18 protein-coding genes are annotated in these 20,485 nt (G+C 59.6%); 8 read left to right on the plus strand and 10 right to left on the minus strand.

Annotation, left to right across the window (positions count from 1 at the left end; translation table 11 throughout):
• Positions 1 to 5: 5 nt before the first annotated feature.
• Positions 6 to 3,143 (plus strand): efflux RND transporter permease subunit, encoded by a 3,138-nt coding sequence (locus AC22G1_RS02035; protein ID WP_487315291.1) that lies wholly within the window; start codon positions 6 to 8, stop codon positions 3,141 to 3,143.
• A gap of 1,052 nt (positions 3,144 to 4,195) precedes the next feature.
• Here AC22G1_RS02035 and AC22G1_RS02040 read toward each other — a convergent pair.
• From AC22G1_RS02040 to AC22G1_RS02065, 6 genes are all read right to left on the minus strand, one after another.
• A complete protein-coding gene (locus tag AC22G1_RS02040; protein ID WP_487315292.1) occupies positions 4,196 to 4,861 on the minus strand; it encodes a hypothetical protein in 666 nt (221 codons plus the stop codon).
• A complete protein-coding gene (locus tag AC22G1_RS02045; RefSeq protein WP_487315293.1) occupies positions 4,840 to 5,310 on the minus strand; it encodes a GNAT family N-acetyltransferase in 471 nt (156 codons plus the stop codon). Before AC22G1_RS02045 ends, AC22G1_RS02040 begins: the two co-directional genes overlap by 22 nt.
• Positions 5,307 to 5,804, minus strand: a complete 498-nt coding sequence (locus tag AC22G1_RS02050) for an NUDIX domain-containing protein (protein ID WP_487315294.1) — start codon at positions 5,802 to 5,804, stop codon at positions 5,307 to 5,309. Before AC22G1_RS02050 ends, AC22G1_RS02045 begins: the two co-directional genes overlap by 4 nt.
• On the minus strand, positions 5,797 to 6,663 hold the full coding sequence (locus AC22G1_RS02055) for a phosphoribulokinase (RefSeq protein ID WP_487315295.1): 867 nt from the start codon (positions 6,661 to 6,663) through the stop codon (positions 5,797 to 5,799). The genes AC22G1_RS02050 and AC22G1_RS02055 overlap by 8 nt, the downstream gene beginning before the upstream one ends.
• Positions 6,656 to 6,877 (minus strand): YheU family protein, encoded by a 222-nt coding sequence (locus tag AC22G1_RS02060; protein ID WP_487315296.1) that lies wholly within the window; start codon positions 6,875 to 6,877, stop codon positions 6,656 to 6,658. The genes AC22G1_RS02055 and AC22G1_RS02060 overlap by 8 nt, the downstream gene beginning before the upstream one ends.
• A 65-nt stretch (positions 6,878 to 6,942) precedes the next feature.
• A complete protein-coding gene (locus AC22G1_RS02065) occupies positions 6,943 to 7,542 on the minus strand; it encodes a LysE/ArgO family amino acid transporter (RefSeq protein ID WP_487315297.1) in 600 nt (199 codons plus the stop codon).
• Between the two features lie 93 nt (positions 7,543 to 7,635).
• Between AC22G1_RS02065 and AC22G1_RS02070 the strand changes: the two genes are divergently transcribed.
• Positions 7,636 to 8,514 (plus strand): LysR family transcriptional regulator ArgP, encoded by an 879-nt coding sequence (locus AC22G1_RS02070; protein WP_487315298.1) that lies wholly within the window; start codon positions 7,636 to 7,638, stop codon positions 8,512 to 8,514.
• Positions 8,515 to 8,615: 101 nt separating this feature from the next.
• Positions 8,616 to 9,677, plus strand: a complete 1,062-nt coding sequence (locus AC22G1_RS02075; RefSeq protein WP_487315299.1) for a DUF3103 family protein — start codon at positions 8,616 to 8,618, stop codon at positions 9,675 to 9,677.
• 29 nt (positions 9,678 to 9,706) lie between these two features.
• On the opposite strand, the gene AC22G1_RS02080 is transcribed toward AC22G1_RS02075, so the two are convergent.
• Complete coding sequence (locus AC22G1_RS02080; RefSeq protein WP_487315300.1) at positions 9,707 to 10,684, minus strand: hydrolase; 978 nt, start codon at positions 10,682 to 10,684, stop codon at positions 9,707 to 9,709.
• A 136-nt stretch (positions 10,685 to 10,820) separates the two neighbouring features.
• On the opposite strand from AC22G1_RS02080, the gene AC22G1_RS02085 reads away from it, so the two are divergent.
• The 3 genes from AC22G1_RS02085 (at position 10,821) to AC22G1_RS02095 (ending at position 15,051) form a co-directional block, all read left to right on the plus strand.
• On the plus strand, positions 10,821 to 11,924 hold the full coding sequence (locus AC22G1_RS02085) for a PQQ-dependent sugar dehydrogenase (RefSeq protein WP_487315301.1): 1,104 nt from the start codon (positions 10,821 to 10,823) through the stop codon (positions 11,922 to 11,924).
• Positions 11,925 to 12,047: 123 nt separating this feature from the next.
• Entirely contained in the window at positions 12,048 to 13,103 is a 1,056-nt protein-coding gene (locus tag AC22G1_RS02090; protein ID WP_487315302.1) for a GtrA family protein, read from the plus strand.
• Positions 13,104 to 13,146: 43 nt separating this feature from the next.
• Complete coding sequence (locus AC22G1_RS02095) at positions 13,147 to 15,051, plus strand: TonB-dependent receptor domain-containing protein (protein WP_487315303.1); 1,905 nt, start codon at positions 13,147 to 13,149, stop codon at positions 15,049 to 15,051.
• Here AC22G1_RS02095 and AC22G1_RS02100 read toward each other — a convergent pair.
• A complete protein-coding gene (locus AC22G1_RS02100; RefSeq protein ID WP_487315304.1) occupies positions 15,028 to 15,240 on the minus strand; it encodes a hypothetical protein in 213 nt (70 codons plus the stop codon). The genes AC22G1_RS02095 and AC22G1_RS02100 overlap by 24 nt on opposite strands.
• Positions 15,241 to 15,272: 32 nt before the next feature.
• Positions 15,273 to 15,938, minus strand: coding sequence for a glutathione S-transferase (locus tag AC22G1_RS02105; RefSeq protein ID WP_487315305.1), 666 nt, complete (start codon positions 15,936 to 15,938; stop codon positions 15,273 to 15,275).
• A gap of 230 nt (positions 15,939 to 16,168) precedes the next feature.
• Between AC22G1_RS02105 and AC22G1_RS02110 the strand changes: the two genes are divergently transcribed.
• Positions 16,169 to 17,905 carry a carbohydrate-binding module family 20 domain-containing protein gene (locus AC22G1_RS02110; RefSeq protein WP_487315306.1) on the plus strand — a complete coding sequence of 579 codons (1,737 nt, stop codon included), beginning with the start codon at positions 16,169 to 16,171 and terminating at the stop codon, positions 17,903 to 17,905.
• A gap of 42 nt (positions 17,906 to 17,947) precedes the next feature.
• Here the strand turns inward: AC22G1_RS02110 and AC22G1_RS02115 are convergent, their stop codons facing one another.
• Positions 17,948 to 18,814, minus strand: coding sequence for a LysR family transcriptional regulator (locus AC22G1_RS02115; RefSeq protein WP_487315307.1), 867 nt, complete (start codon positions 18,812 to 18,814; stop codon positions 17,948 to 17,950).
• Between the two features lie 254 nt (positions 18,815 to 19,068).
• On the opposite strand from AC22G1_RS02115, the gene AC22G1_RS02120 reads away from it, so the two are divergent.
• Positions 19,069 to 20,370, plus strand: a complete 1,302-nt coding sequence (locus AC22G1_RS02120; RefSeq protein WP_487315308.1) for a carbohydrate porin — start codon at positions 19,069 to 19,071, stop codon at positions 20,368 to 20,370.
• Positions 20,371 to 20,485 lie beyond the last annotated feature (115 nt).

Consider the following 20,485-nt stretch of genomic DNA (forward strand, 5'->3'; position numbering starts at 1 on the left):
CCGCCATGAAAGCCATCACCGATCTGTTCGTTACGCGCCCGGTATTGGCCCTGGTGGTCAATATCCTCATCATCATCGCCGGGCTGCAGGCCGCCAACTCGCTGTCGGTGCGCCAATATCCGCGCAGTGAAAACGCCTCTGTTACCGTTGCCACCCCCTATATTGGCGCCAGCGCCGAGGTGGTGCGGGGCTTTGTCACCACCGCCATCGAAGGGGCCATCGCCTCGGCTGACGGCATCGATTACGTGGAATCGAAAAGCCTGCTGGGGCTGTCCATGGTCACAGCCCGGCTCAAGCTCAATGTGGATACCACCAAGGCCCTGGCGGACATCACCGCCAAGGTCAACCAGGTGCGCAACCAGCTGCCGCCTGAGGCCGAGCTGCCGGCCATCAGCGTGCAGTCGGCTGATTCTGAATTTGCCGCCGCTTACCTGAGCTTTGCCTCCAAGACCTTGTCGCAAAGCCAGATAACCGACTACCTGGTGCGGGTGGTGCAGCCGCGGCTGTCGGCCCTGACCGGGGTGCAGCGGGTGGAGATTTACGGCGCCCGCACCTATGCCATGAGGGTGTGGCTGGAGCCGGCAAAGCTGGCGGCCCTTAACGTCAGCCCGGCCCAGGTGTTTGACGCCCTGGCCGCCAACAACTTTTTGTCGGCGGTGGGCCAGACCAAGGGCGCCTTGGTGCAAACCTACCTCACTGCCAACACCGACCTGCACACCGCCCAGGCCTTTAAAAAGCTGGTGGTGCGCCAGCAAAACGACACCATAGTGCGCCTCGAAGATGTGGCCAAGGTGGAGCTGGGCGCCGAAGATTACGACACCCAGGCCAGTTTCAACGGCCAGACGGCGGTGTTCATGGGCATATTCCCGCTGCCCAATTCCAACACCATCTCGGTGATAAAACGGGTCCGTGAAGACTTGGCCGCTCTGCAGGCCGACTTACCGGCGGGCATGACGGCCCTGGTGGGCTACGACGCTTCCGAGTACATCTCCAGCGCCATTCACGAGGTGCTGGGCACCCTGCTGGACACCTTGGTCATCGTTATCATCGTGATTTTCCTGTTCCTGGGCTCGGTGCGCTCGGTGCTGGTGCCCATAGTGGCAATACCGGTGTCCTTGATTGGCGCCGTGTTCCTGATGCAGATCTTCGGCTTTACCCTCAACCTATTAACCCTGCTGGCCATAGTGCTGTCGGTGGGGTTGGTGGTGGACGACGCCATAGTGGTGGTGGAGAACGTCGAGCGCCACCTTCGCGAAGGGCGCACTCCAAAAGAGGCGGCGCTGATTGGAGCTCGGGAGCTGGTGGGCCCGGTGATCGCCATGACCCTGACCCTGGCCGCCGTTTACACCCCTATCGGCCTGCAAGGGGGCCTGACCGGCGCCTTGTTCCGCGAATTTGCCCTGACCCTGGCCGGCGCCGTGACCATCTCCGGCATCGTCGCCCTGACCTTATCGCCGATGATGAGCGCCAAATTGCTGCGAAGCGCCGACAAGGAAGAGCGCGGCTTTACCGGCTGGGTGAACCACAAGTTTGACCGGCTGCGCCTCGGTTATGGCCGGGCCCTCGGGGCTGTGCTCAAGCGCCGCAGCGCCGTCTATGTGCTGTGGGGCGGGCTTAGCCTGATGGTGGTGCCCATGTATATCTTCTCGCCCAAGGAGCTAGCGCCCCTTGAAGATCAAGGCTTTATGTTCGGCATTCTCTACAACGCCGCCAATGCCTCGGCCGACCAAAAACGCCTTTACGGCGAGGCGGCCCAGCAGGTGTTTTTGGATACCCCCGAGTGCGACGCCACTTTTCAAATTCTGCTCTCCCCCTCAGACCCCTTTGCCGCCGCCCTCGATGTGGGGGGCTTTTCCGGCATGGTGGTCAAACCCTGGAACCAGCGCAGCCGCGCGGTGCGTGAAATAGTGCCCGAGGTGCAGGCGGGGCTGTCCAACATTCCCGGCATGCAAATTTTCGCCGCCCAGCCTCCGGCGCTGCCGGGGGGCTCCAACTTCCCGGTGGAGTTTTTGCTGCTCTCCACCGACGAGCCCAAGCAGATGCTGGCCTACGCCCAGCAGCTTCAGCAAAAGGCCATGGAAAGCGGGCTCTTTTACTTCCCGCCGCAAATCGATTTGAAGATTGACCAGCCCCAGGCCAGCATCGTGCTGGACCACGAAAAGCTGGCGGCCATGGGGCTCACCAACCGCGATGTGGGCCGGGATCTGGGCGCCGCCATGGGCGGCAATTACGTGAACCGCTTCAATATCGAGGGCCGCGCCTACAAGGTGATACCGCAGCTGGTGCGGGCTGAACGGCTTACTCCTCAGCAGCTTGAGGGCCTTTATGTCACAGGCCCCGCTGGCCAGCTGGTGCCGGTAAGCACCTTTGCCCATATCGAAAACAGCACAGTGCCCCGCAGCCTTAACCGCTTTCAGCAACTGAACGCCATCAAGCTCTCGGGCCTCACCACTCGCCTCGACGAGGGCCTTAATGCCCTGGATAAAGCCGCGGCCGAGGTATTGCCCCCCAATTACAGCGTCAACTACACCGGCGAGTCGCGGCAGCTGCGCACCGAAGGGGGGAAATTCCTGCCGGCGCTGGGTATGGCGATATTGATGATCTTCCTGGTGCTGGCGGTGCAGTTTAATTCCTTTCGCGATCCATTGGTGATCCTGCTGGGCTCGGTGCCGCTGGCCATGTTCGGCGCCTTACTGTTTACGGTGCTGAAAATGCCCAACCCGGATATCCCCTTTTGGACCAACGGCTGGACCACCACCCTCAATATCTACGCTCAGGTGGGGCTGGTGACCCTGGTGGGGCTGGTGGCCAAAAACGGCATCTTGATTGTCGAGTTTGCCAACAAGCTGCAAGAGCAGGGCAAGGATAAGCTGGAAGCCATCCACGACGCCGCCATGACCCGGTTGCGCCCGGTGCTGATGACCTCGGTGGCCACCGTCGCCGGCCACTTCCCCCTGACCCTGGTCGACGGCCCCGGCGCTGCCGCCCGCAACTCCATCGGCCTGGTGCTGGTGGGCGGCATGGCCCTTGGCACCCTCTTTACCCTCTGGGTGGTGCCCAGCCTTTATATGCTGATCGCCAGGGATCATCGGAAGGATAAGGTGGTATCTGAGGATACTGCTGCGGCGCTGGCAGAGTCGTAATCTACTCTGGAGCGGTAACCTTGGTTTGCTTGCCTGACTAAGTAAGTTGGGGATGGTCGTTATTTGTGGTTAATGGTTATCTGTTCTTGGGGCTTAAGTTCGGATACACCTCAGGTTGTTTTAACAGCCGGGACTCGCCCCGGCGGGCGACTTACTTTCTTGCTTGTCCAAGAAAGTAAGCAAAGAAGGACCCCCCGGCGTTACGCGACGTCCTTACTTCTGGTCGCTTGCCGCTGACCGCTCCACACGCGCTCCAGGCGCGTCTTCCGCTTGTTCGTCATCCCTGACTCACATCAGCTCCCGCTCCCGCCAGTAAGGCGCTCCACTTAAAGGGGCCCCAAAGCAATCCCATCCGATCCTCTTCATCTGCCGATCGACTGACTTCGTTCTGATATCGAAACAAGTTGCGTCGAGTAAACGGCGCTCCTTTGGAAGTCTTTTCGTTATTTCGCTGAAACGAAGCGACGGACCTTTCAATATATCCGGTACTGCTGGTGAAACCCTGGAGCCCGTTAAGTGGAGCACTTCGCTGGCAGGGCGAGCGCGTTAAGAAATCAGTCCGGAGGACTGATTTTAGCTAGTGAGCGAGAGCGGCTTGTCCGCGAACTGACGTGGAGGGGCAGCTGAGACAAAGATGCGAAGGGGCCGCCTAGGTGCAGGTGAATACGTGCCGGGAGCGCGTATGAACCGGTGAACCGGGAACGACTAGAAGCGAAGACATCGCGACAAAATTGCCGGGAACGATTTTGAACATCGGAGCACCGCGACGATGGCCCGAAGGGCGAGGACCAAGGACGGTCCGAGTAAACATGGGCGGTGCTTTTGCCCGGGAGGCCCCGCCTACTTTGTGCGACAAAATCGTCAGGAACGATTTTGAACATCGGAGCATAGCGACGATGGCCCGAAGGGCGAAGGCCAGGGATGGCCTGAGTAAAACAAAGTACCCCGCCCGCCGGTGCGGGAACCGGCAAGCAATAAGCGGTGCCGAAGGCACATCAGCTATATTCGGCTAGTTCAATATGGAAATCAGAAAGTGGATAGGAGGGAATGTTTTAGTTAATTTTTTTATCAATACAATATTCTAGGTTTAGTAATTCACCGAATTTAATCAACCTGTTTTTTACTTCCAATGCATAACGTAAAGCATCGATTGCCCACAATTGTTCATAGTAATTACCAGAAAAGGAGAACGATTTTATTCTTATTGCTGCTCTGCTTTCCTGAAAGTCTAAAATGCGATGTAATTGAATGAGGTTGCGATGTTTTATCGTATTGACAAAGCCATTGACATACTTGTACTCATTGCTATCCAAGATACTACTTAACTCATCCTGCATTTTTCCATTTGGTAGCTCATTATAAATTCTACCGATATAACAATCATGAATTTTTTTTGGCTTCGGAATTAACAGGACATTTAGTAATTGAGCTAAAATGTCATACATCGCTCTAGAGTTATGTAGTGCAGCTTGCAAATGAGCCTGAGCAATGAGTACTTTATGACTTAATCTATGCTCTTCGATGCCAGTGGCAAAGATAAAGTCCATCATAGATTCAGGCTCTGTTGAGTCCAATTCGCTAACGATTTTAAATGCTTCGATTTTATGATATTCAAAGATATCAATAGTACGCGCTACCGACTCAAGATAGTCGATACACTGTTTAAACTGTTCTCCACGAAGCTCTAGATATTTTCTTAACTCAGGGATATCCCACATGATTCCTCCTTAACCATATCAATATGCGGTATCCCATCCTCTAGATACTCCTCGCCTTCTGCCACAAACCCATACCGCCCATAAAACCCCTGCAAATGCGCCTGCGCCCCGAGCTTAATGGTCAAACCCGGGAAGCGCTCGGCGATAAAGGCCAGGGCCCGTTCCATCATGGCGTGGCCCAGTTTGCGGTCGCGGGCGCTAGCGTCGGTGACGACCCGGCCTATGATCACCCGGCCTTGATTAAGCGCCGGGTCGAGGATGCGAAGGTAAGCCAGCAGCTTGCCGTGTTCCCAGGCCATCAGGTGGTAGGTGTCGCCGGTGAGATCGCTGCCGTCCACTTCCTGGTAGGGGCAGTTTTGCTCCACCACAAACACGGCGGTGCGAAGGGCAAGGCAGGCGTAAAGCTCGCTCGTGCTCAAGTCTTGCTGGTGCGTGATAAGCCAGTTCATAGGTAGGGCAAAAATCCTTTAAAGCGGTGAAAGGCGTCGAGGCTGTCGGGGGTAAAGGCGGGGCCTGGGCTTTGCAGCACTTCATCCAGCGCCAACCATTGAAAGCTGGTTACTTCGTCATCTTGCGGGTTGACCGGGCCGTTGTGGCGGCAGCCGTAGGCCACCCCAAAGCTGTAGTTGCCTTGGCTTTTATGGAGGAATTTACCTAGTAGCGTCAGCTTGCCCTCAAGGCCCAGCTCTTCGGCCAGCTCCCGCTGGGCGCAGGTAAGGTAGCTTTCTTGCCAGTCCACCACGCCGCCGGCGGCCAGATCTCGAAGGCCGGGGCAGTAGCCCTTGCTGGTGGCGCGGGTCTGTACGCAAAGCTGGTTGTCGTCGCTCAGCACAAAGATAAAGGTGGTGCGGTGAATCTTTTCGCCGAAGGGGAAGGTGCTGCGCAGCACCCGGCCGAGGGGCTGGTCACGGTCATCCACCTCCACCATCCATTCTTCATGCATAACGCTGCTCCAAGATCTTACGCACTATGGGGCGCAAGATAAGCTCCATGGCCAGGCCCATTTTGCCGCCGGGCACCACCAGGGTATTCATGCGGGAGATGAAGGAGCCGTGGATCATCTGCAACAGGTAGGGGAAATCCACCTGCGGCATATTGCGAAACCGCACCACCACCAGGGTTTCGTCGGCGGTGGGAATGGCCTTGGCGGAAAAGGGGTTGGAGGTATCCACCATGGGCACCCGCTGGAAGTTGATATGGGTGCGGGAGAACTGCGGAGTGATGAAGTTGAAGTAGTCGTCCATGGAGCGAACGATGGACTCGCGCACCTTCTCGCGGCTGTGGCCGCGCTCTTCGGTGTCGCGGATGATCTTCTGGATCCACTCGAGGTTGACGATGGGCACCATGCCCACCAGCAGATCCACATGCTGGGCCACGTCGACGTGGTCGGTCTTCACGCCGCCGTGCAGCCCTTCGTAGAACATCAAATCGGTGTTCTCCGGCAGGCTTTGCCAGGGGGTGAAGGTACCGGGCAGCTGGTTGTGGGGCACCGCTTCGTCGAAGGTGTGCAGGTATTTACGGGTGTCACCGGTGCCTTGCTTGCCGTATTGGGCAAAGAGCCTTTCCAGGCGCTCAAGGTCGTTGGACTCTTCGCCAAAGTGGCTGATGTGGCGGCCTTCGTCGCGGGCCTTGCGCACGGCGGCTTGCATTTCCTGGCGGGTATAACGGTGGAAGGCGTCGCCGTTTACAAAGGCGGCGTTAACCCCTTCGGCGGCAAAGATGTGCTGAAAAGCCAGGCTGGTGGTGGTGGTACCGGCGCCGCTGGAGCCGGTAACCGCAATAACGGGATGGCGCTTAGACATGGGGAACCTGATCCTTGGAGACAATGTTCAGGGTTTCATGGTGCTCTGACCATAACAGCACCGCTTCGCCCCTGGCCAGCTGCGCTTTTACCTGGGCCACCTTCTGGGCCAGGGGGACTTCCTGGCCGCCGTAATCGGTGCCCTCGCGGAGCACGAAGTGCTCAATGATGTTGTCGAGGGTGTCGGCTGCCAACGCCTGCCAGGGCACGATCATCGGAGTTACTCAGTTAAGCCAGGCCCTCCAGTGTAGCAAGAATGCCGCCGCTGCCAACCACCGGGCTAGAGCACCAGCGACAGCGCAAGCGCGGTCATCAGCACCGCCGTAAAGGCGTCGATACATTGCCAGGCCCGGGGCCGCGCCAGCAGCGGTGCCAGGCGGCTGGCCAGCAGGCTCAGGCCGTAAAACCAGAGCAGGGAAGTGGTCATGGCGCCAAAGGCAAAGGCCCATTTGGCCGGGCCCTGGTCGCCCGCCAGGGTGCCGATGATAAAGGCGGTTTCCAAAAACACCTGGGGGTTGGCAAGGGTCACGGCAAGGGCTGTCATCAGCGCTTTTTTCCGGCTCAGGCGCCGCTCGGGCAGGGCGCTCAGGCCATGTAAGTCTTTCACACGCTTGGCCGCCTGCCAGGCCAGGTACAAGAGGTACGCCGCGCCCAGGTATTGCAACAAGGCCACCAACCACGGCAGGCTTTGCAGGAAGGTCGCCAGCCCCAGCACCCCCAGCAGGATAAACAGCAGATCAAAGAAAGTGCATACCGATGCGACCAGCCAATGGTGCTCGCGGCGCAGGCCCTGGCTTAATACAAAGGTATTTTGCGCGCCTATGGCGACAATAAGGCCCATGGCCGTGAGCAGGCCCTTGGTGAAGACAAGAATAAACATGCGACAAACCCAGAAAAACATTCTGGATGTAAGGCTAGGGGGCTTTCGGTATTATAAAAAGAAATATATTCAAATAAGTCATTAAATAAAATTATGCAGCTTGACCCTAAACACCTGGCCGCCCTGGCCGCCGTTGTCGAACAAGGTTCCTTTGAACAGGCCGCCCGCTGGCTCAACCTGACCCAAGGCTCCATCTCGTTGCGCATTCGCGCCTTGGAGGAGCGGCTGGGGGGGCCGGTGGTGGTGCGCAGCCAGCCGATCCGGCTGACCGAGCTGGGCCAGGTGCTCTACCGCCACTATCAAGAGCTGCAACTGTTGTCGGCCGAACTGGCGGCGCGCTTGCCGCAGCTTAATGAGGAGCGGCCCCGCATTCGCATCGCCCTTAACGCCGACAGCCTGGCCACCTGGTTTTTGGATGCGGTGGTGCAGGTAAAGGACAAACTGCTGGTGGACCTGCTGGTGATGGACCAAGACATCACCCACGAAAAGCTCAAAGACGGCGACGTGCTGGCGGCGGTCAGCGCCTTTGGCCAGGCGGTGCAGGGCTGCAACGCCACCTTCCTTGGCACCATGCCGTATACCGCCATCGCCAGCCCCAGCTATGCCGCCGACTACTTCCCGGATGGCCCCACCAGCGAAGCGTTCAAGGCTGCTACCGCCATGGTGTACGGCCACCACGACCACCTGCTGTTGCAGTTTTTAAATCCCTGGCAGCTTAAAGACGGCGATTTCCCGGTACACACAATGCCGGCCGCCCAAAGCTTTGTGGACGCCGCCATCAAAGGCCTGGCCTGGACCTTAGTGCCGGTTTGGCAGGCCCAGGAAGCCATCGACAGTGGCAAGGTGGTGGAGCTGACCCCCAAAGATCGCATCAAGGTGCGGCTCTATTGGCACCAACGCCGCCTGGACGCCGGCCCGCTGCAGGCCCTCACTGAAGCGGTAATGCAGGCCACGTTATCGCTTAGAAAATAAGCATTAACTTTTTCGTCACAATATTTTTTGCCCTTCATCGTCTCTCGCCGGGCCGCCATGCTGGCCCGGCCCTCTCCCATCACGGATAGATGGAGATAATGATGAACAAAACCCTGTTACTGACCCTGGTGGCGAGCCTGTGCTCTGCCCCCGCCCTTGCCGCCAATAGTGACCGCCAACTGGCCCTGGACCTTGCCCGGGATCTTGGCCAATGGCAGCCCGCCACGGTGGCCAAGGATTATGCCGTACCCCTCGGTACCCTGATAAAGCAGCATCATCTTGACGCCTTGGCCACAGAGGCGGCGCAGCGCGAGTTGGCGGTACAAGCCAAACGCGGCCTGACCGGCAAAGTGGACAGCCTGATGCAGGTGCGCCTGGCGCATCCCAGCATGAAGGCGGCGTTGGATAAAGGCGCCGCGCCGCTGGTGGCCTACGTGCCAGACGGCGACGAGTCGCAATGGAGCGCCATTGAAGCCTTTGCGGCCGACGGCAGCAGCCAGATGCTGGACGTACACCAACTGCCGGCCCGGCCGGTATTTGTGGTGGGCCAAGACGGCCACAAGGCGCAAAGCGCCGGCCTGAAACTGGTGCGCCAGGCATTGGTGGACGCGGGCTTGAGTAGCCCCGTTATCAGCGCCGACACCGCGCCCCTTTCCACCACCTTGGTGCAGTCCATCCGCGCTAACGATGTGCAAGAGCCTTGGCTTTTGGGCAATGCCGAAGTCTTTGCGGTGGTGGCGGGCATCGACCCCTTCGCCGACGAACCCCAGGTGGATATTGTCGACATGCCGTATCTCGACGACGAAGACAAAACCTATTACCCCAACCAAATTCTGGTGTACTGGGACAGGTACCGGTGGGGCGCGGCAGACGTGGTGTTCTTCGAGCAGGATTCAGACTACAACTTCCAGGATCTGGCCAGCTTGTTGGTGCAGGTACTGGGCCAGGCCCTTTCTGCCGGTGGCGTGCCAGAGGCCCTGCCTTTTGCCCAGCTTGGCCAGCAGATCATCGAGGCCATGCCCAGCAGCTGGTTTACCAACGACGACGACTACCTGGACGCCTTCTACACCCTTGAGCAAAACCAGGTGTACAGCAACTACCCTGGGGCCTCGGGCAATATCAGGGTCAACCTGGTGCCCAAGACCATCAACCCCACCCAGTAAGACAAAGCCCGCGAAAGCGGGCTTTTTTCTTAGCGAAACTGCTGCAAGAAGGCCGGAATGCGGCTCTCCAGGTAATAGCTGGGCCGCCAGATGCTGCCGCTCACAAAGCCCACATGGCCGCCTTTGGCACTGAGTTCCAAGGTGGTGCTGGGGCTGAGCTCGGCCTCGGTGGGAATGGCGCTGTGGCTGATAAAGGGGTCGTCCTTGGCGTGGATTATCAAGGTCGGCTGGCAAATGCCGGCCAGCAGCGGCTTGCTGGAGGCGCGGGCGTAGTAATCGCGGCCACTTTCAAAGCCGTGCAGCGGCGCGGTAAAGGCGTGGTCGAAGGTGGCGAAATCACGAAACAACCGGCTGTCGGCGACATCGGGCATGGCCATCGCCAGGGCCGGATCGGTAGCCTTTTGGCGAAGGCTGCGGGCCAGGCAGTTTAACAGGTGGCGCTGGTAAACCCGAGACAAGCCCTTGCCAATGCGTTTGGACGACGCCAGTAAATCCATGGGCGCCGACACCGCCACCGCCGCGGCCAGTGGGCTTTGGCCGGCGTCTTCGCCCAGCCATTTGAGCAGCACATTGCCCCCCAATGAGTAACCCACCGCCATCAGCGGCGTGTTGGGGTAGCGAGCCTTGAGCACCCCGGCCAGCCAGCGCGGGTCGCCGCTTTCGCCGCTGTGATAGGCCCGTGGCAACTTGTTGGGCACCCCGCCGCAGCCGCGAAAATGCATCACCGCCACCTGAAAATCGGCCTTTTGCAGCGCCTCCATCAGCCCTTGCACATAAGGGGAGCTTACCGAGCCCTCAAGGCCGTGCAGCACCAGCACCAGGGGCCGGGCCGGGTCGTCCACAACAGGTTTTGGGGTCATCAGCCCCAGCTGATCGCCGTCGGGGGTGGTGAGCCACTCGCCACGGGTAGCCACCCAGGGCTTGGAGCGATTGAGAGTAGGGAACAGGGTTTGGGCGTGGCTGTTGGCCAGCCCCAGCGCGGGAACAAAACGGCTCTCTGAGATCATAACGGCTCTGATCCAACCAAGGAGGTGCACACCATACTGAGCTTTCCAGCCTATACCAAATGTCATTAATCGATTAGCACTATCCGGTTGCTACAACCGGACTAGGCTGAAAACAAAGCAGAAATAGGAGCCTGGCATGAAACCCCTCTTTTATTTGTGGTTGGCGCTGCTGGCCACCCCGGCGCTGGCGGTGACCACCGAGCAGGCCGAGGTGAAAGTGCAAACCCTGGCCCAAGGGCTGGACCACCCCTGGGGCATGGCCTTTATGGACGATGGCCGCATCCTTATTACCGAGCGCAGCGGCCAGCTGCGCATCTTGGAGCTGGGCGGCAAGCTCAGCGAGCCGGTCAAGGGCCTGCCCGCCATCGCCGTGGGCGGCCAGGGCGGCTTGCTGGATGTGGCCTACCGCCAGGGCTGGGTGTACTTCTCTTATTCCGAGCCCTCAGAGCAACGCGGCACCAACTCCACCGCCGTGGCAAGAGCCCGGCTCAAAGGCGACACCCTTACTCAGTTCAAGGTGATTTTCAGCCAGGTGCCCAAGTTCAGCTCTTACGCCCACTTTGGCTCGCGGCTCGCTTTTGCCCCGGACGGCAGTCTCTTTATTACCCTAGGAGAGCGCTACAGCGCCCGCGACCAAGCTCAAAACCTGGCCAACGACCTGGGCAAGGTGGTGCGCATCTGGCCAAATGGCTCCATCCCCGAAGACAACCCCTTTGTGGGCCAACTGGGAGCGCGCCCCGAGATCTGGTCTTATGGCCACCGCAACGTGCAGGGCGCCGCCATCAACCCCCGTACCGGTGAGCTGTGGACCAACGAGCACGGCCCTCAGGGCGGCGACGAGGTGAACATTGACCGGGCCGGCAAGAACTACGGCTGGCCGGTGGTCACCATGGGTGAGGAATACGGCGGCGGCAAAATCGGCGAGGGCAGCGCCAAAGCTGGCATGGAACCGGCCATCCACACCTGGGTGCCGTCCATTGCCCCCTCCGGCATGGCCTTTTATACCGGCGACCGTTTTCCCAACTGGAAGGGAGACTTGTTTGTCGGCTCCCTTAAATTCATGCAGCTGGTGCGCCTGGAGCTGGACGGCAACCGCATCACAGGCGAAGAGCGGATGCTGATGGTGCCTATCGGCCAGCGCATTCGCGACGTAAAACAAGGGCCTGACGGTTACCTCTACCTGCTCACCGACGCCGACGACGGCCGCCTTATTCGCCTGGAGCCAGCCCCCAGGAGCTGAGCCCAATCTGAATGAATGTCTTATTAAACAAAGGGTTTCATTGTTCATACAGGGGCGTCTTGTAAGGCTGGAATAAAGGGCGCCGCGTCAGGCGGCGCCAAGGCCGGACACAAGGAGGACGTCGTGAACAGTGTTAATACGGCAAGGCCCGTTATTCTGATCCCTGCCTACCAGCCGGATGAAACCCTCTACCAACTGGTGTTGACCCTCAAGGCCCGTGGCCCCCATTACCCGGTGCTGGTGGTGGATGACGGCTCCAATCGCCACCTCAAACCCCTGTTCGATGCCCTGGCCGAGCTGCGCGGGGTGGAGGTTATCCATCATCTGCGTAACCAGGGTAAAGGCGCCGCCATTAAAACCGGCTTGGCCTGGGTCGATGACCATGGGGCCGATAACTGCCCGGGAGTGGTCACCGCCGACGCCGACGGCCAGCACCTGGCCGATGACATTCTGGCCCTGGCACGGCGCCTGGAGGCCTACCCTCGCAAGCTGTGGCTGGGGGCGCGCCAGTTTGACCAGCAAGTGCCGTTGCGCTCGCGCTTTGGCAACAAGCTCACCGAGAAGGTGTTTGCCCTGGCCACCGGCCAGCATCTTAGCGACACCCAAACTGGCCTGAGGGCCATACCCAAGGCGTATTTCCCGGCACTGCTGGCCATCAAGGCCAACGGTTACGAGTTCGAGCTGGACATGCTGCTTGCGGCCAAGGACAACGGCATATCCATTGGCGAGAAGACCATCACCACCGTTTATGAAGCCGGCAACCCCAGCAGCCATTTTCGGCCCCTGGCCGACTCGCTGCGTATCTACAGCCGCTTTTTCCGTTTCGCCGGGGTAGGGCTGGCCTCGGCGGGGCTCGATTACCTGCTGTTTGCGCTGCTCTACATGGTCAGTGGCGAGATCTTGCTGGCCATGGTGCTGGCAAGGGCCTGCTCGGCAGTCTTTAATTTCGGCTGCAACCGGCTCTGGGTCTTTGGCAGCCAGGGCAGCCTGCTCAAAGAGGCCAGTCGTTACAGCATCTTGGCCATTTCCCTGATTGGGCTGGGTTATTTCCTTACCAAAGGCTTTTACGGCATGGGCATTTCGCCCTTTATCGGTAAGCCACTGGCAGAGGGAGTCATCATGGTGGTGAGCTTTATTGCACAAAGGTATGTAGTCTTTTTACGAGAAAAAGAGGCTTAAAGCCGCTATTCTGCCGGCCCGCTGACACTAATTCGGAAAGAAAATGACACCAGTCGCATGGATCATGATGGCGAGCCTGAGCGCTCAGGACCTGCCAAAGGCTGCCGACAGCGCCGACACCGAGGTGATTGAGGTGCAGGGCCACCGCCTGGGGGCCACCTTGCCGTCGGCTTCCTTGGCCGAGCCAGAGGCCGGGCCGCTGCTGGATAACGGCGACTGGTTGCAAGGCCTGCCCGGCTTGCAGGTGGACTCGCGGGTCAACATGGCCCAAGACACCCGCCTGGTGGTGCGCGGTTTTGGTGCCACGTCCAGCTTTGGGGTGCGCAGCCTGCGTATCGAGCAAGACGGCATTCCTATTTCCAGTGCTGACGGCCAGGGGCAATTGTCGGCGGTGCAGGCTGGCAGTATTGACCACGCCTTGCTGAGCAAAGGCCCGCTGGCGGCCCTTTATGGCAACGCCACCGGGGGCGTGTTGCAATTGCGCTCCAGCCTGCCCGAGCAAAGCGGCGGCAAGGTCGGCGCCATGGTGGGGCAGGACGGCCAGCGCCGCCTAAACGCGACCGGCAATTACCGCGATGGCGACAACTGGCTGAGCCTGAGTGGCCAGCGCCTGGAAATGGACGGTTTTCGCCCCCACAGCGAGGCTAGCCGCAACCAGTGGCGCCTGGCAGGCGGCAGCGGCGGGCTGACCGCCTTCACCCAGCAAAGCGTCGAGCCGCGCCTGAATGACCCCCAATCTGAAACCCTTAGCCAATGGCAAACCGACCCTGATGCTGGCAACGCTGCCGCCATCAAGTTTGACGCCCACAAGAGCGTGCGTGACCGCCTGAGCGGCGTGAATTACAACCAGGGCGACTGGCATTTGTCCGGTTGGAGTGGCGACCGCAAAGTATTGCAATACCTCACCTTTGTGGGCGATACCAGCGCCGGCGGTATTGTCGATCTGGACCGTGAAAACCAGGGCGCCCGGGTGGAATGGACCCCAACTTGGCAAAACGTCAACTGGACCCTGGGCAGTGAGTATCGCCGCCAAAAGGACGACCGCCAGGGCTATGCCAACCAGTTTGGCCACCAGGGCGTGCTGCGCCGCGACGAAACCGGCCGTATCCGTAGCCTCGACACCTACGCCATTGCCGATGTAGCTGGTGTTACTGCCGGGGTGCGCTATAGCCACAGCCGCTTTAGCGTCGATGACCGTTTTGAAAATGACGACAGCGGCAGCGGCAACTTTAACGAGCTGGCCTGGGCCCTTGGCTATCGCCATGAACTGGCGCCGGGCTGGACCGGTTTTGCCAGCATCGGTGAAGGTTTTGAAACCCCGACCCTCACCGAGATGGCCTATTCGGTGGACGGCGGCGGCTTTAACAAAGACCTTCAAAGCAGCAAGCATCGCCAGGCCGAGATTGGTGTCAGCACCGAGATGGGGCAATGGCACGCCACCGTTACCGGCTTTTATATCGACAGCAGCCGCGAGCTGGTGGTGGTGCAAAGCGATAACGGCCGTACCGTTTATGACAACGGTGAAGACTCTAAACGCAAGGGCCTGGAAGGGGAGCTGGTACGCCAGTTTGGCGACTGGCAATACCGCCTCAGCGGCACTTGGCTGGATGCCAGCTTTGACACCGGCGAGCGCATTCCTGGCATCGCCAAGCTGGACATGAGCCAGCGCTTGTCCTGGTTCTTTGCCGACGCGCAGTCACTGGCGCTGGACTGGCACCATCGCAGCCGCACTGCCGCCACCACCGACAACAGCGTCTATGTGCCGGGCGGTAACCGTTGGGACTTGGGCTGGCAGGGCGGCTTTGGGCCGGTGAACCTGTGGGCGCGGGTGGAAAACCTGGCGGATGAGAAGCTGGCAGGGGCGGTCGTGGTTAACCAAAGCGCCGGGCGCTATGTGGAGCCCCTGCCGGGGCGGCAATGGAGCTTAGGGCTGGACTGGGCCTTTTAAGCGGCGCAGTTTTGCCAGTAGACGATAACGCCATTTAAGCGGCTGTTGGGCGTCTCGCAGCTGGTGCAGCACCTCTTGCAGGAACTGCGCTTCGCTGGGGGCGGCCTCGGCCGCTTTGCTTTGGGCACACGCATTGCCTCTGGCCTTCGCCAACAAGGGGCCTGCATTACACTCTGTGCTTTTCGCCATCATCTGTTCCTGCCTTTGCTGTGCGTCCTGCGTTAATCGGCCTGTAAAATCACCGGCCCACCTTTCCTTATGGCTTCTTGATACTGCGAGTTTTTTCGACAACGTTCGATGAACGCCATGATATTGGGGCAATCATCAAGCCCGGCGCGGCTGGCGGCGGCCTCCAGCACAAAACTCATCTGGATATCGGCGGCGCTAAATTCCCCGGCAAACCAGTCGCCCCTGCTCAAGTGCTGCTCGATAAAGGCTAGGTGGCGGCTCAGCTGGGGCTGCAAAAAACTCTGGGTAACCTTGGCCATCAGTTTACGGGCCACCGGGCGCACCAAAAAGGGCATCGGGCCTTTGGGAATGCGGCTAAAGACCAGTTTCATCACCAGCAGCGGCATCAATGAGCCTTCGGCGTAGTGCATCCAGTAGCGGTAGTCCACCAGGGCCTGGCCAGCGGCAGGCTTGAGGCGGCCCTGGCCGTAGGTGTCCAGCAGGTATTCGAGGATGGCGCCGGACTCGGCAATCACCAGCTCGCCGTCTTCCAGCACCGGGGATTTACCCAGCGGATGCACCGCCTGTAGCGAGGCCGGGGCCAGCATGGTTTTGGCGTCGCGCTGGTAGCTTTGGATGCGGTATTCAAGGCCAAGCTCTTCGAGCAGCCACAACACCCGGTGTGAGCGGGAACGTTCAAGATGATGAAGGGTAAGCATGAGGGCTCCTTGTTAAGCCTTGCTCTACGCAACAAGCCGCCACCCGGATCGCCACCCAAACCTCTTTTTATGCCACCACCAACGCGCCCCTGCCTTATGAAAACGTATTCAAGGCGGTTGGCTTTGTCGGCGCCCCATGGCTCATCTAGGGTCAACAATGCCCTCTCCCGGGGCCGGCCCAACAGCATGGGCCGGGTATGCAGCAAATAATAAGATTTAAGGATAAACCAATGAAAGTCAGTGCCTTATGGTACTTGGCCGCCGGGCTGAGCCTTGCCTCTGCCCAATCACAGGCCGGTGCCTTCGTACACCTTTTCGAATGGAAATGGACCGACGTAGCCCAGGAATGCGAGCAGTTTCTGGGGCCCAAGGGCTACAGCGCGGTACAGGTTTCACCGCCCAACGAGCATATCCAGGGCAGCCAGTGGTGGACCCGCTACCAGCCGGTGTCTTACCAACTGCAGAGCCGTGGCGGCAGCGCCGCGCAGTTCCAGGACATGGTCAACCGCTGCAAAGCAGCCGGTGTGGACGTGTATGTGGATGCGGTGATCAACCACACCGCCGCCGGTAGCGGCACCGGGGTGGCCGGTTCCAGCTTTGACAGTGCCAGCCTGAGTTACCCTGTCTACAGCAGCAACGATTTTCACAGCAGCTGTGATATCCAGGGCAGCGACTACGCAAGCGATGCCTGGCGGGTACAAAACTGCCGGCTGGTGGGCCTGCCAGATCTCAACACCGCCAGCAATTACGTGCAGCAAACCCTGGCTAACTACCTCAACGGCTTGACCGCCATGGGCGTGGCCGGCTTTCGCATCGACGCCGCCAAACACATGGCGCCGAGCGACCTGGCTGGCATCTACAGCAAGCTCAATGGCAACCCGCTTATCTTCCAGGAAGTGATAGACCTTGGCGGCGAAGCGGTCAGCGCCAACGACTACACCGCCATGGGCAAGGTCACCGAGTTTCGCTACTCGGCCAATATCGGCAACGTGTTCCGTTACCAAAAGCTCAGCTACCTGAGTAACTTCGGCAGCGCCTGGGGTTTTGTGGGCGACCAGTCGGCGGTGGTCTTTACCGACAACCACGACAACCAGCGCGGCCATGGCGCCGGCGGCAGCGATATCCTCACCTACAAGGACGGTAGCCTCTACACCCTGGCCAACGTCTTTATGCTGGCCTACCCCTACGGTTATCCCAAGGTGATGTCGAGCTTCTACTTCACCGACACCGATGCCGGCCCGGGAGGTGCCAGCGTCTGGCAAAACGGCCAGCCCTCCGGCTGTTACAGCACCTTTGCCTGCGAGCACCGCTGGCGGCCCATCGCCAACATGGTGGGCTTTCGTAACGCCACCGACGGCGGCGCGCTCAGCAACTGGTGGGACAACGGCAACAACCAGGTGGCCTTTGGCCGCAGCGGCAAGGGCTTTGTGGTGATTAACCGTGAAGGCAGCAGCCTCACCCAGAGTTTCAGCACCGGCATGAGCGATGGCAGTTACTGCAATGTCATCAAGGGCGACCCTGAAAACGGCTGCCTGGACGACAGCGGCAACAGCCATTACCTGACGGTGTCAGGAGGGCAGTTGACGGTGACCGTGCCCGCCATGGACGCCGCCGCCATCTACCTGGGCGCTGGCTGCAGCGGCAATTGCTCGGGCTCGGGCGGCGGCAGCGCCAGCGTGGCGGTGAGCTTTAGCTGCAACAACGGCACCACCTACCAAGGCCAAAGCGTGTATGTGGTGGGGGATGTCGCGGCCCTCGGCGGTTGGGACCCGGCCGCGGCGGTGAAACTCTCACCCACCAGCTACCCCACTTGGACCGGTACCATCAACTTACCCAGCGATACCGCCGTAGCCTGGAAGTGCCTCAAGCGCGAAGAGGCCGACCCCAATGCCGGCGTGCAGTGGCAGGGTGGGGATAACAACAGCTTTAACACCGGCCAGAGCCAGTCGGTCAGCGCTGGGTTTTAAACCGGCCCGGGTTCACCCAAGCGGCCTTTCGGGGCCGCTTTTTCAGGCGTCGAGCAGGAAATTAACAAAGGCGGTGTTGGCCCGCGACAGGTAACTGCCCCTGCGCCAGGCGATGGACAGCTCCAGCCACACCGGTTCGCTAAAGGGGATGGAGACCAGATCCGGCTCGCCATCGACGGCTAATTTCAGCAAGGTGCTGATGCCAAAGCCTTGTTTAACAATGGATTTAATCAGCGGAATAAGGTTGGTTTGAAACACGATGTTGGGGGTACGCCCGGCCTCGCGGGCCAGCCGGTCGACAATTTTGCGGTGAAAATAACCTTCTTGGAACATCACCAGTTCCTGGTCAAAAAAGGTTTGAGGGTCGATGCTTTGGCGGCTGGCAAAGGGGTGATCCTTGGCTACCGTGACCCGCATTTCCTCGGTCAAAAACACCCGCGCTTCCAGCTCTGGCGGTAAAAATTCGGAGACGATCACCGCCAAGTCCAGCTCACCGGCTTCCAGCATTTGGCGCAGCTGCCAGGTGCCGGCTTCAATCACCGACAGGTTGAGGCTCGGGTGGCGGTGGCGAAAGGCCATCAAAATGGGCGGGAAGTAATAAGAGCCCAGCATCGACGGGATCCCCACCCGCACCTCGCCGGTACCCAGGCCCCTAAGCTCGTCCATCTCGTGTTCGGCGTCGGTCAGGGCGGTGAGAATGCGCTCGGCGTGGGGCAGCAGGCGGCGGCCCTCGTCGGTCAGGTTCACCTTGCGGTCCTGGCGGTGAAAGAGGCTCAGATTCAGCTCCGATTCGAGCTTGCGAATGGCCATGCTTACCGCCGGCTGGGCCACCCCCAACTGTTGGGCGGCCAGGGTGAAGCTTTGCAACTTGGCCACTTCGTGGAAATAGCGCAGCGCTTTGGTGTCCATCTGTTGTGTCCTTGAGTCCCTGTGAAGAGGCGATTGCCCCTATTTGCTCTGGGCGCCTATAACACCGCCAACAATGCCCATACGACCACTCAGGTAAATCCTGCGGCTTTTAAAATAGCGCCTGTGATAGAAAGGCGCCGTTGACGTTAACTGGTTGACGGTCTGTTCACATCGCATCCGCAACCGGGCTCTACGCTTTTGTCATGCATTCACTTCAGGGAAGTGTTTTCCCCTTGGACAAGAAGAAGCAAACCATGAACTGTAAAAAGACCCTTACCGCAGCCTCAGTACTGTGGCTTATCAGCAGCGGCTATGCAGCACATGCCGACGATTTTAACGCAGACAACTACCTGTTCGGTGATCTTGGGGGTTACCGCAGCCAGCTTCATAACGACGGCATCGATGTCAGCCTGGGTTACACCTTCGAAACCGGTGGCAACCTGAGCGGCGGTGAGCGTCATGCCTACAGCTATGCCGACCAGACAGTACTGGGCTTCGACTTCGATCTCAACAAGCTGTTCGGCCTCGACGGCGGCCGTTTCCGCTTCTCCCTGACCAACCGTGGCGGTCAGGCCCAGAACATCAACAACAAAGCCGAAATTGGCCAGTTGATGCAGTCTCTGGAAGTGTACGGCCGTGGCCGCACTACCCGTATCTCCGAATTCTTCTACGAGCAGAAGCTGCTGGGCGGCGACCTGGACCTGAAACTGGGCCGAATGAACGTCGGCGCCGAGTTTGGCGACTTCCAGTGCGAATTCTCCTACCTGGGCTTCTGCGGCTCCCAGCCGGGTAACTTCAACTCCACTCTGTACAACTGGCCGATCAGCCAATGGGCCGGTACCGCCAAGTACAACCTCAACCCCGAGTGGTACGTGAAACTGGGCGTTTACCAAATGAACCCCAGCTGGCTGAAAAACAGCCAAGGCCTGAACTTCGGTAGCCCCCACGGCACCAAAGGCCTGACCATTCCGGCCGAACTGGGCTGGACCCCGACCCTGAACGGCCTGCCAGGTACCTGGAAACTGGGTTACTGGTATGACACTGCCGGTGGCAACGACCTGTACTACAACGAGCAAGGCCAGCCGCTGATCCTCGACGGTGGCGTAGCGCGCACCCACAGCAACAAGTCCGGTGCTTACTTCGTGGTTGACCAGCAGATCACCTCTGTTGACGGCGACAGCAGCCGCGGCCTGAGCGTGTTCTCCAACATCACCCTCAACGACCGTGACATCACCACTGTAGACCGCTCCTTCAACGTCGGTATCGTCTACAAAGGGCCTTTCGCGTCCCGCCCGAAAGACCAGTGGGGCCTGGCAGGCCAGTACCTGCACGTCTCCGATCGCCTGTCTGACAGCCAGCGCCTCTTTAACGCCGCTGTGATGGGTGGCGACATGCCGGTACAAGACGACGAAATGGTGTTCGCTTCCTACTACAAATTCCAGGTCACTCCCGCTCTGGCGGTACGTCCTGAAATTCAGTACATCCACAACCCGGGTGGCCTGAGCGAAAACGACAACGCCTGGGTTGCGACCCTCAAAGGCAGCGTAGCTTTCTAAGCTCGCGCAACCATCTGAAAAAGGGAGGCTTAGGCCTCCCTTTTTTGTGCCTATTGGCCCTGAATGGAGAGATGAGCACACCGGAGGGCAAGCAATGAGTGCGATATATATGGAG

It is taken from the genome of Gallaecimonas zhanjiangensis, from assembly GCF_057624825.1.

Excerpts from the sequence above, each read along its gene's own strand:
- AC22G1_RS02045 (WP_487315293.1), bottom strand. The coding sequence starts at position 5,310 with ATGAACTGGCTTATCACGCACCAGCAAGACTTGAGCACGAGCGAGCTT.
- AC22G1_RS02070 (WP_487315298.1), top strand. The coding sequence starts at position 7,636 with ATGCAGCTTGACCCTAAACACCTGGCCGCCCTGGCCGCCGTTGTCGAA.
- AC22G1_RS02115 (WP_487315307.1), bottom strand. The coding sequence starts at position 18,814 with ATGGACACCAAAGCGCTGCGCTATTTCCACGAAGTGGCCAAGTTGCAA.
- AC22G1_RS02075 (WP_487315299.1), top strand. The coding sequence starts at position 8,616 with ATGAACAAAACCCTGTTACTGACCCTGGTGGCGAGCCTGTGCTCTGCC.
- AC22G1_RS02105 (WP_487315305.1), bottom strand. The coding sequence starts at position 15,938 with ATGCTTACCCTTCATCATCTTGAACGTTCCCGCTCACACCGGGTGTTG.
- AC22G1_RS02100 (WP_487315304.1), bottom strand. The coding sequence starts at position 15,240 with ATGGCGAAAAGCACAGAGTGTAATGCAGGCCCCTTGTTGGCGAAGGCC.
- AC22G1_RS02110 (WP_487315306.1), top strand. The coding sequence starts at position 16,169 with ATGAAAGTCAGTGCCTTATGGTACTTGGCCGCCGGGCTGAGCCTTGCC.
- AC22G1_RS02050 (WP_487315294.1), bottom strand. The coding sequence starts at position 5,804 with ATGCATGAAGAATGGATGGTGGAGGTGGATGACCGTGACCAGCCCCTC.
- AC22G1_RS02120 (WP_487315308.1), top strand. The coding sequence starts at position 19,069 with ATGAACTGTAAAAAGACCCTTACCGCAGCCTCAGTACTGTGGCTTATC.
- AC22G1_RS02060 (WP_487315296.1), bottom strand. The coding sequence starts at position 6,877 with ATGATCGTGCCCTGGCAGGCGTTGGCAGCCGACACCCTCGACAACATC.
- AC22G1_RS02095 (WP_487315303.1), top strand. The coding sequence starts at position 13,147 with ATGACACCAGTCGCATGGATCATGATGGCGAGCCTGAGCGCTCAGGAC.
- AC22G1_RS02040 (WP_487315292.1), bottom strand. The coding sequence starts at position 4,861 with ATGTGGGATATCCCTGAGTTAAGAAAATATCTAGAGCTTCGTGGAGAA.
- AC22G1_RS02035 (WP_487315291.1), top strand. The coding sequence starts at position 6 with ATGAAAGCCATCACCGATCTGTTCGTTACGCGCCCGGTATTGGCCCTG.
- AC22G1_RS02065 (WP_487315297.1), bottom strand. The coding sequence starts at position 7,542 with ATGTTTATTCTTGTCTTCACCAAGGGCCTGCTCACGGCCATGGGCCTT.
- AC22G1_RS02055 (WP_487315295.1), bottom strand. The coding sequence starts at position 6,663 with ATGTCTAAGCGCCATCCCGTTATTGCGGTTACCGGCTCCAGCGGCGCC.
- AC22G1_RS02085 (WP_487315301.1), top strand. The coding sequence starts at position 10,821 with ATGAAACCCCTCTTTTATTTGTGGTTGGCGCTGCTGGCCACCCCGGCG.
- AC22G1_RS02080 (WP_487315300.1), bottom strand. The coding sequence starts at position 10,684 with ATGATCTCAGAGAGCCGTTTTGTTCCCGCGCTGGGGCTGGCCAACAGC.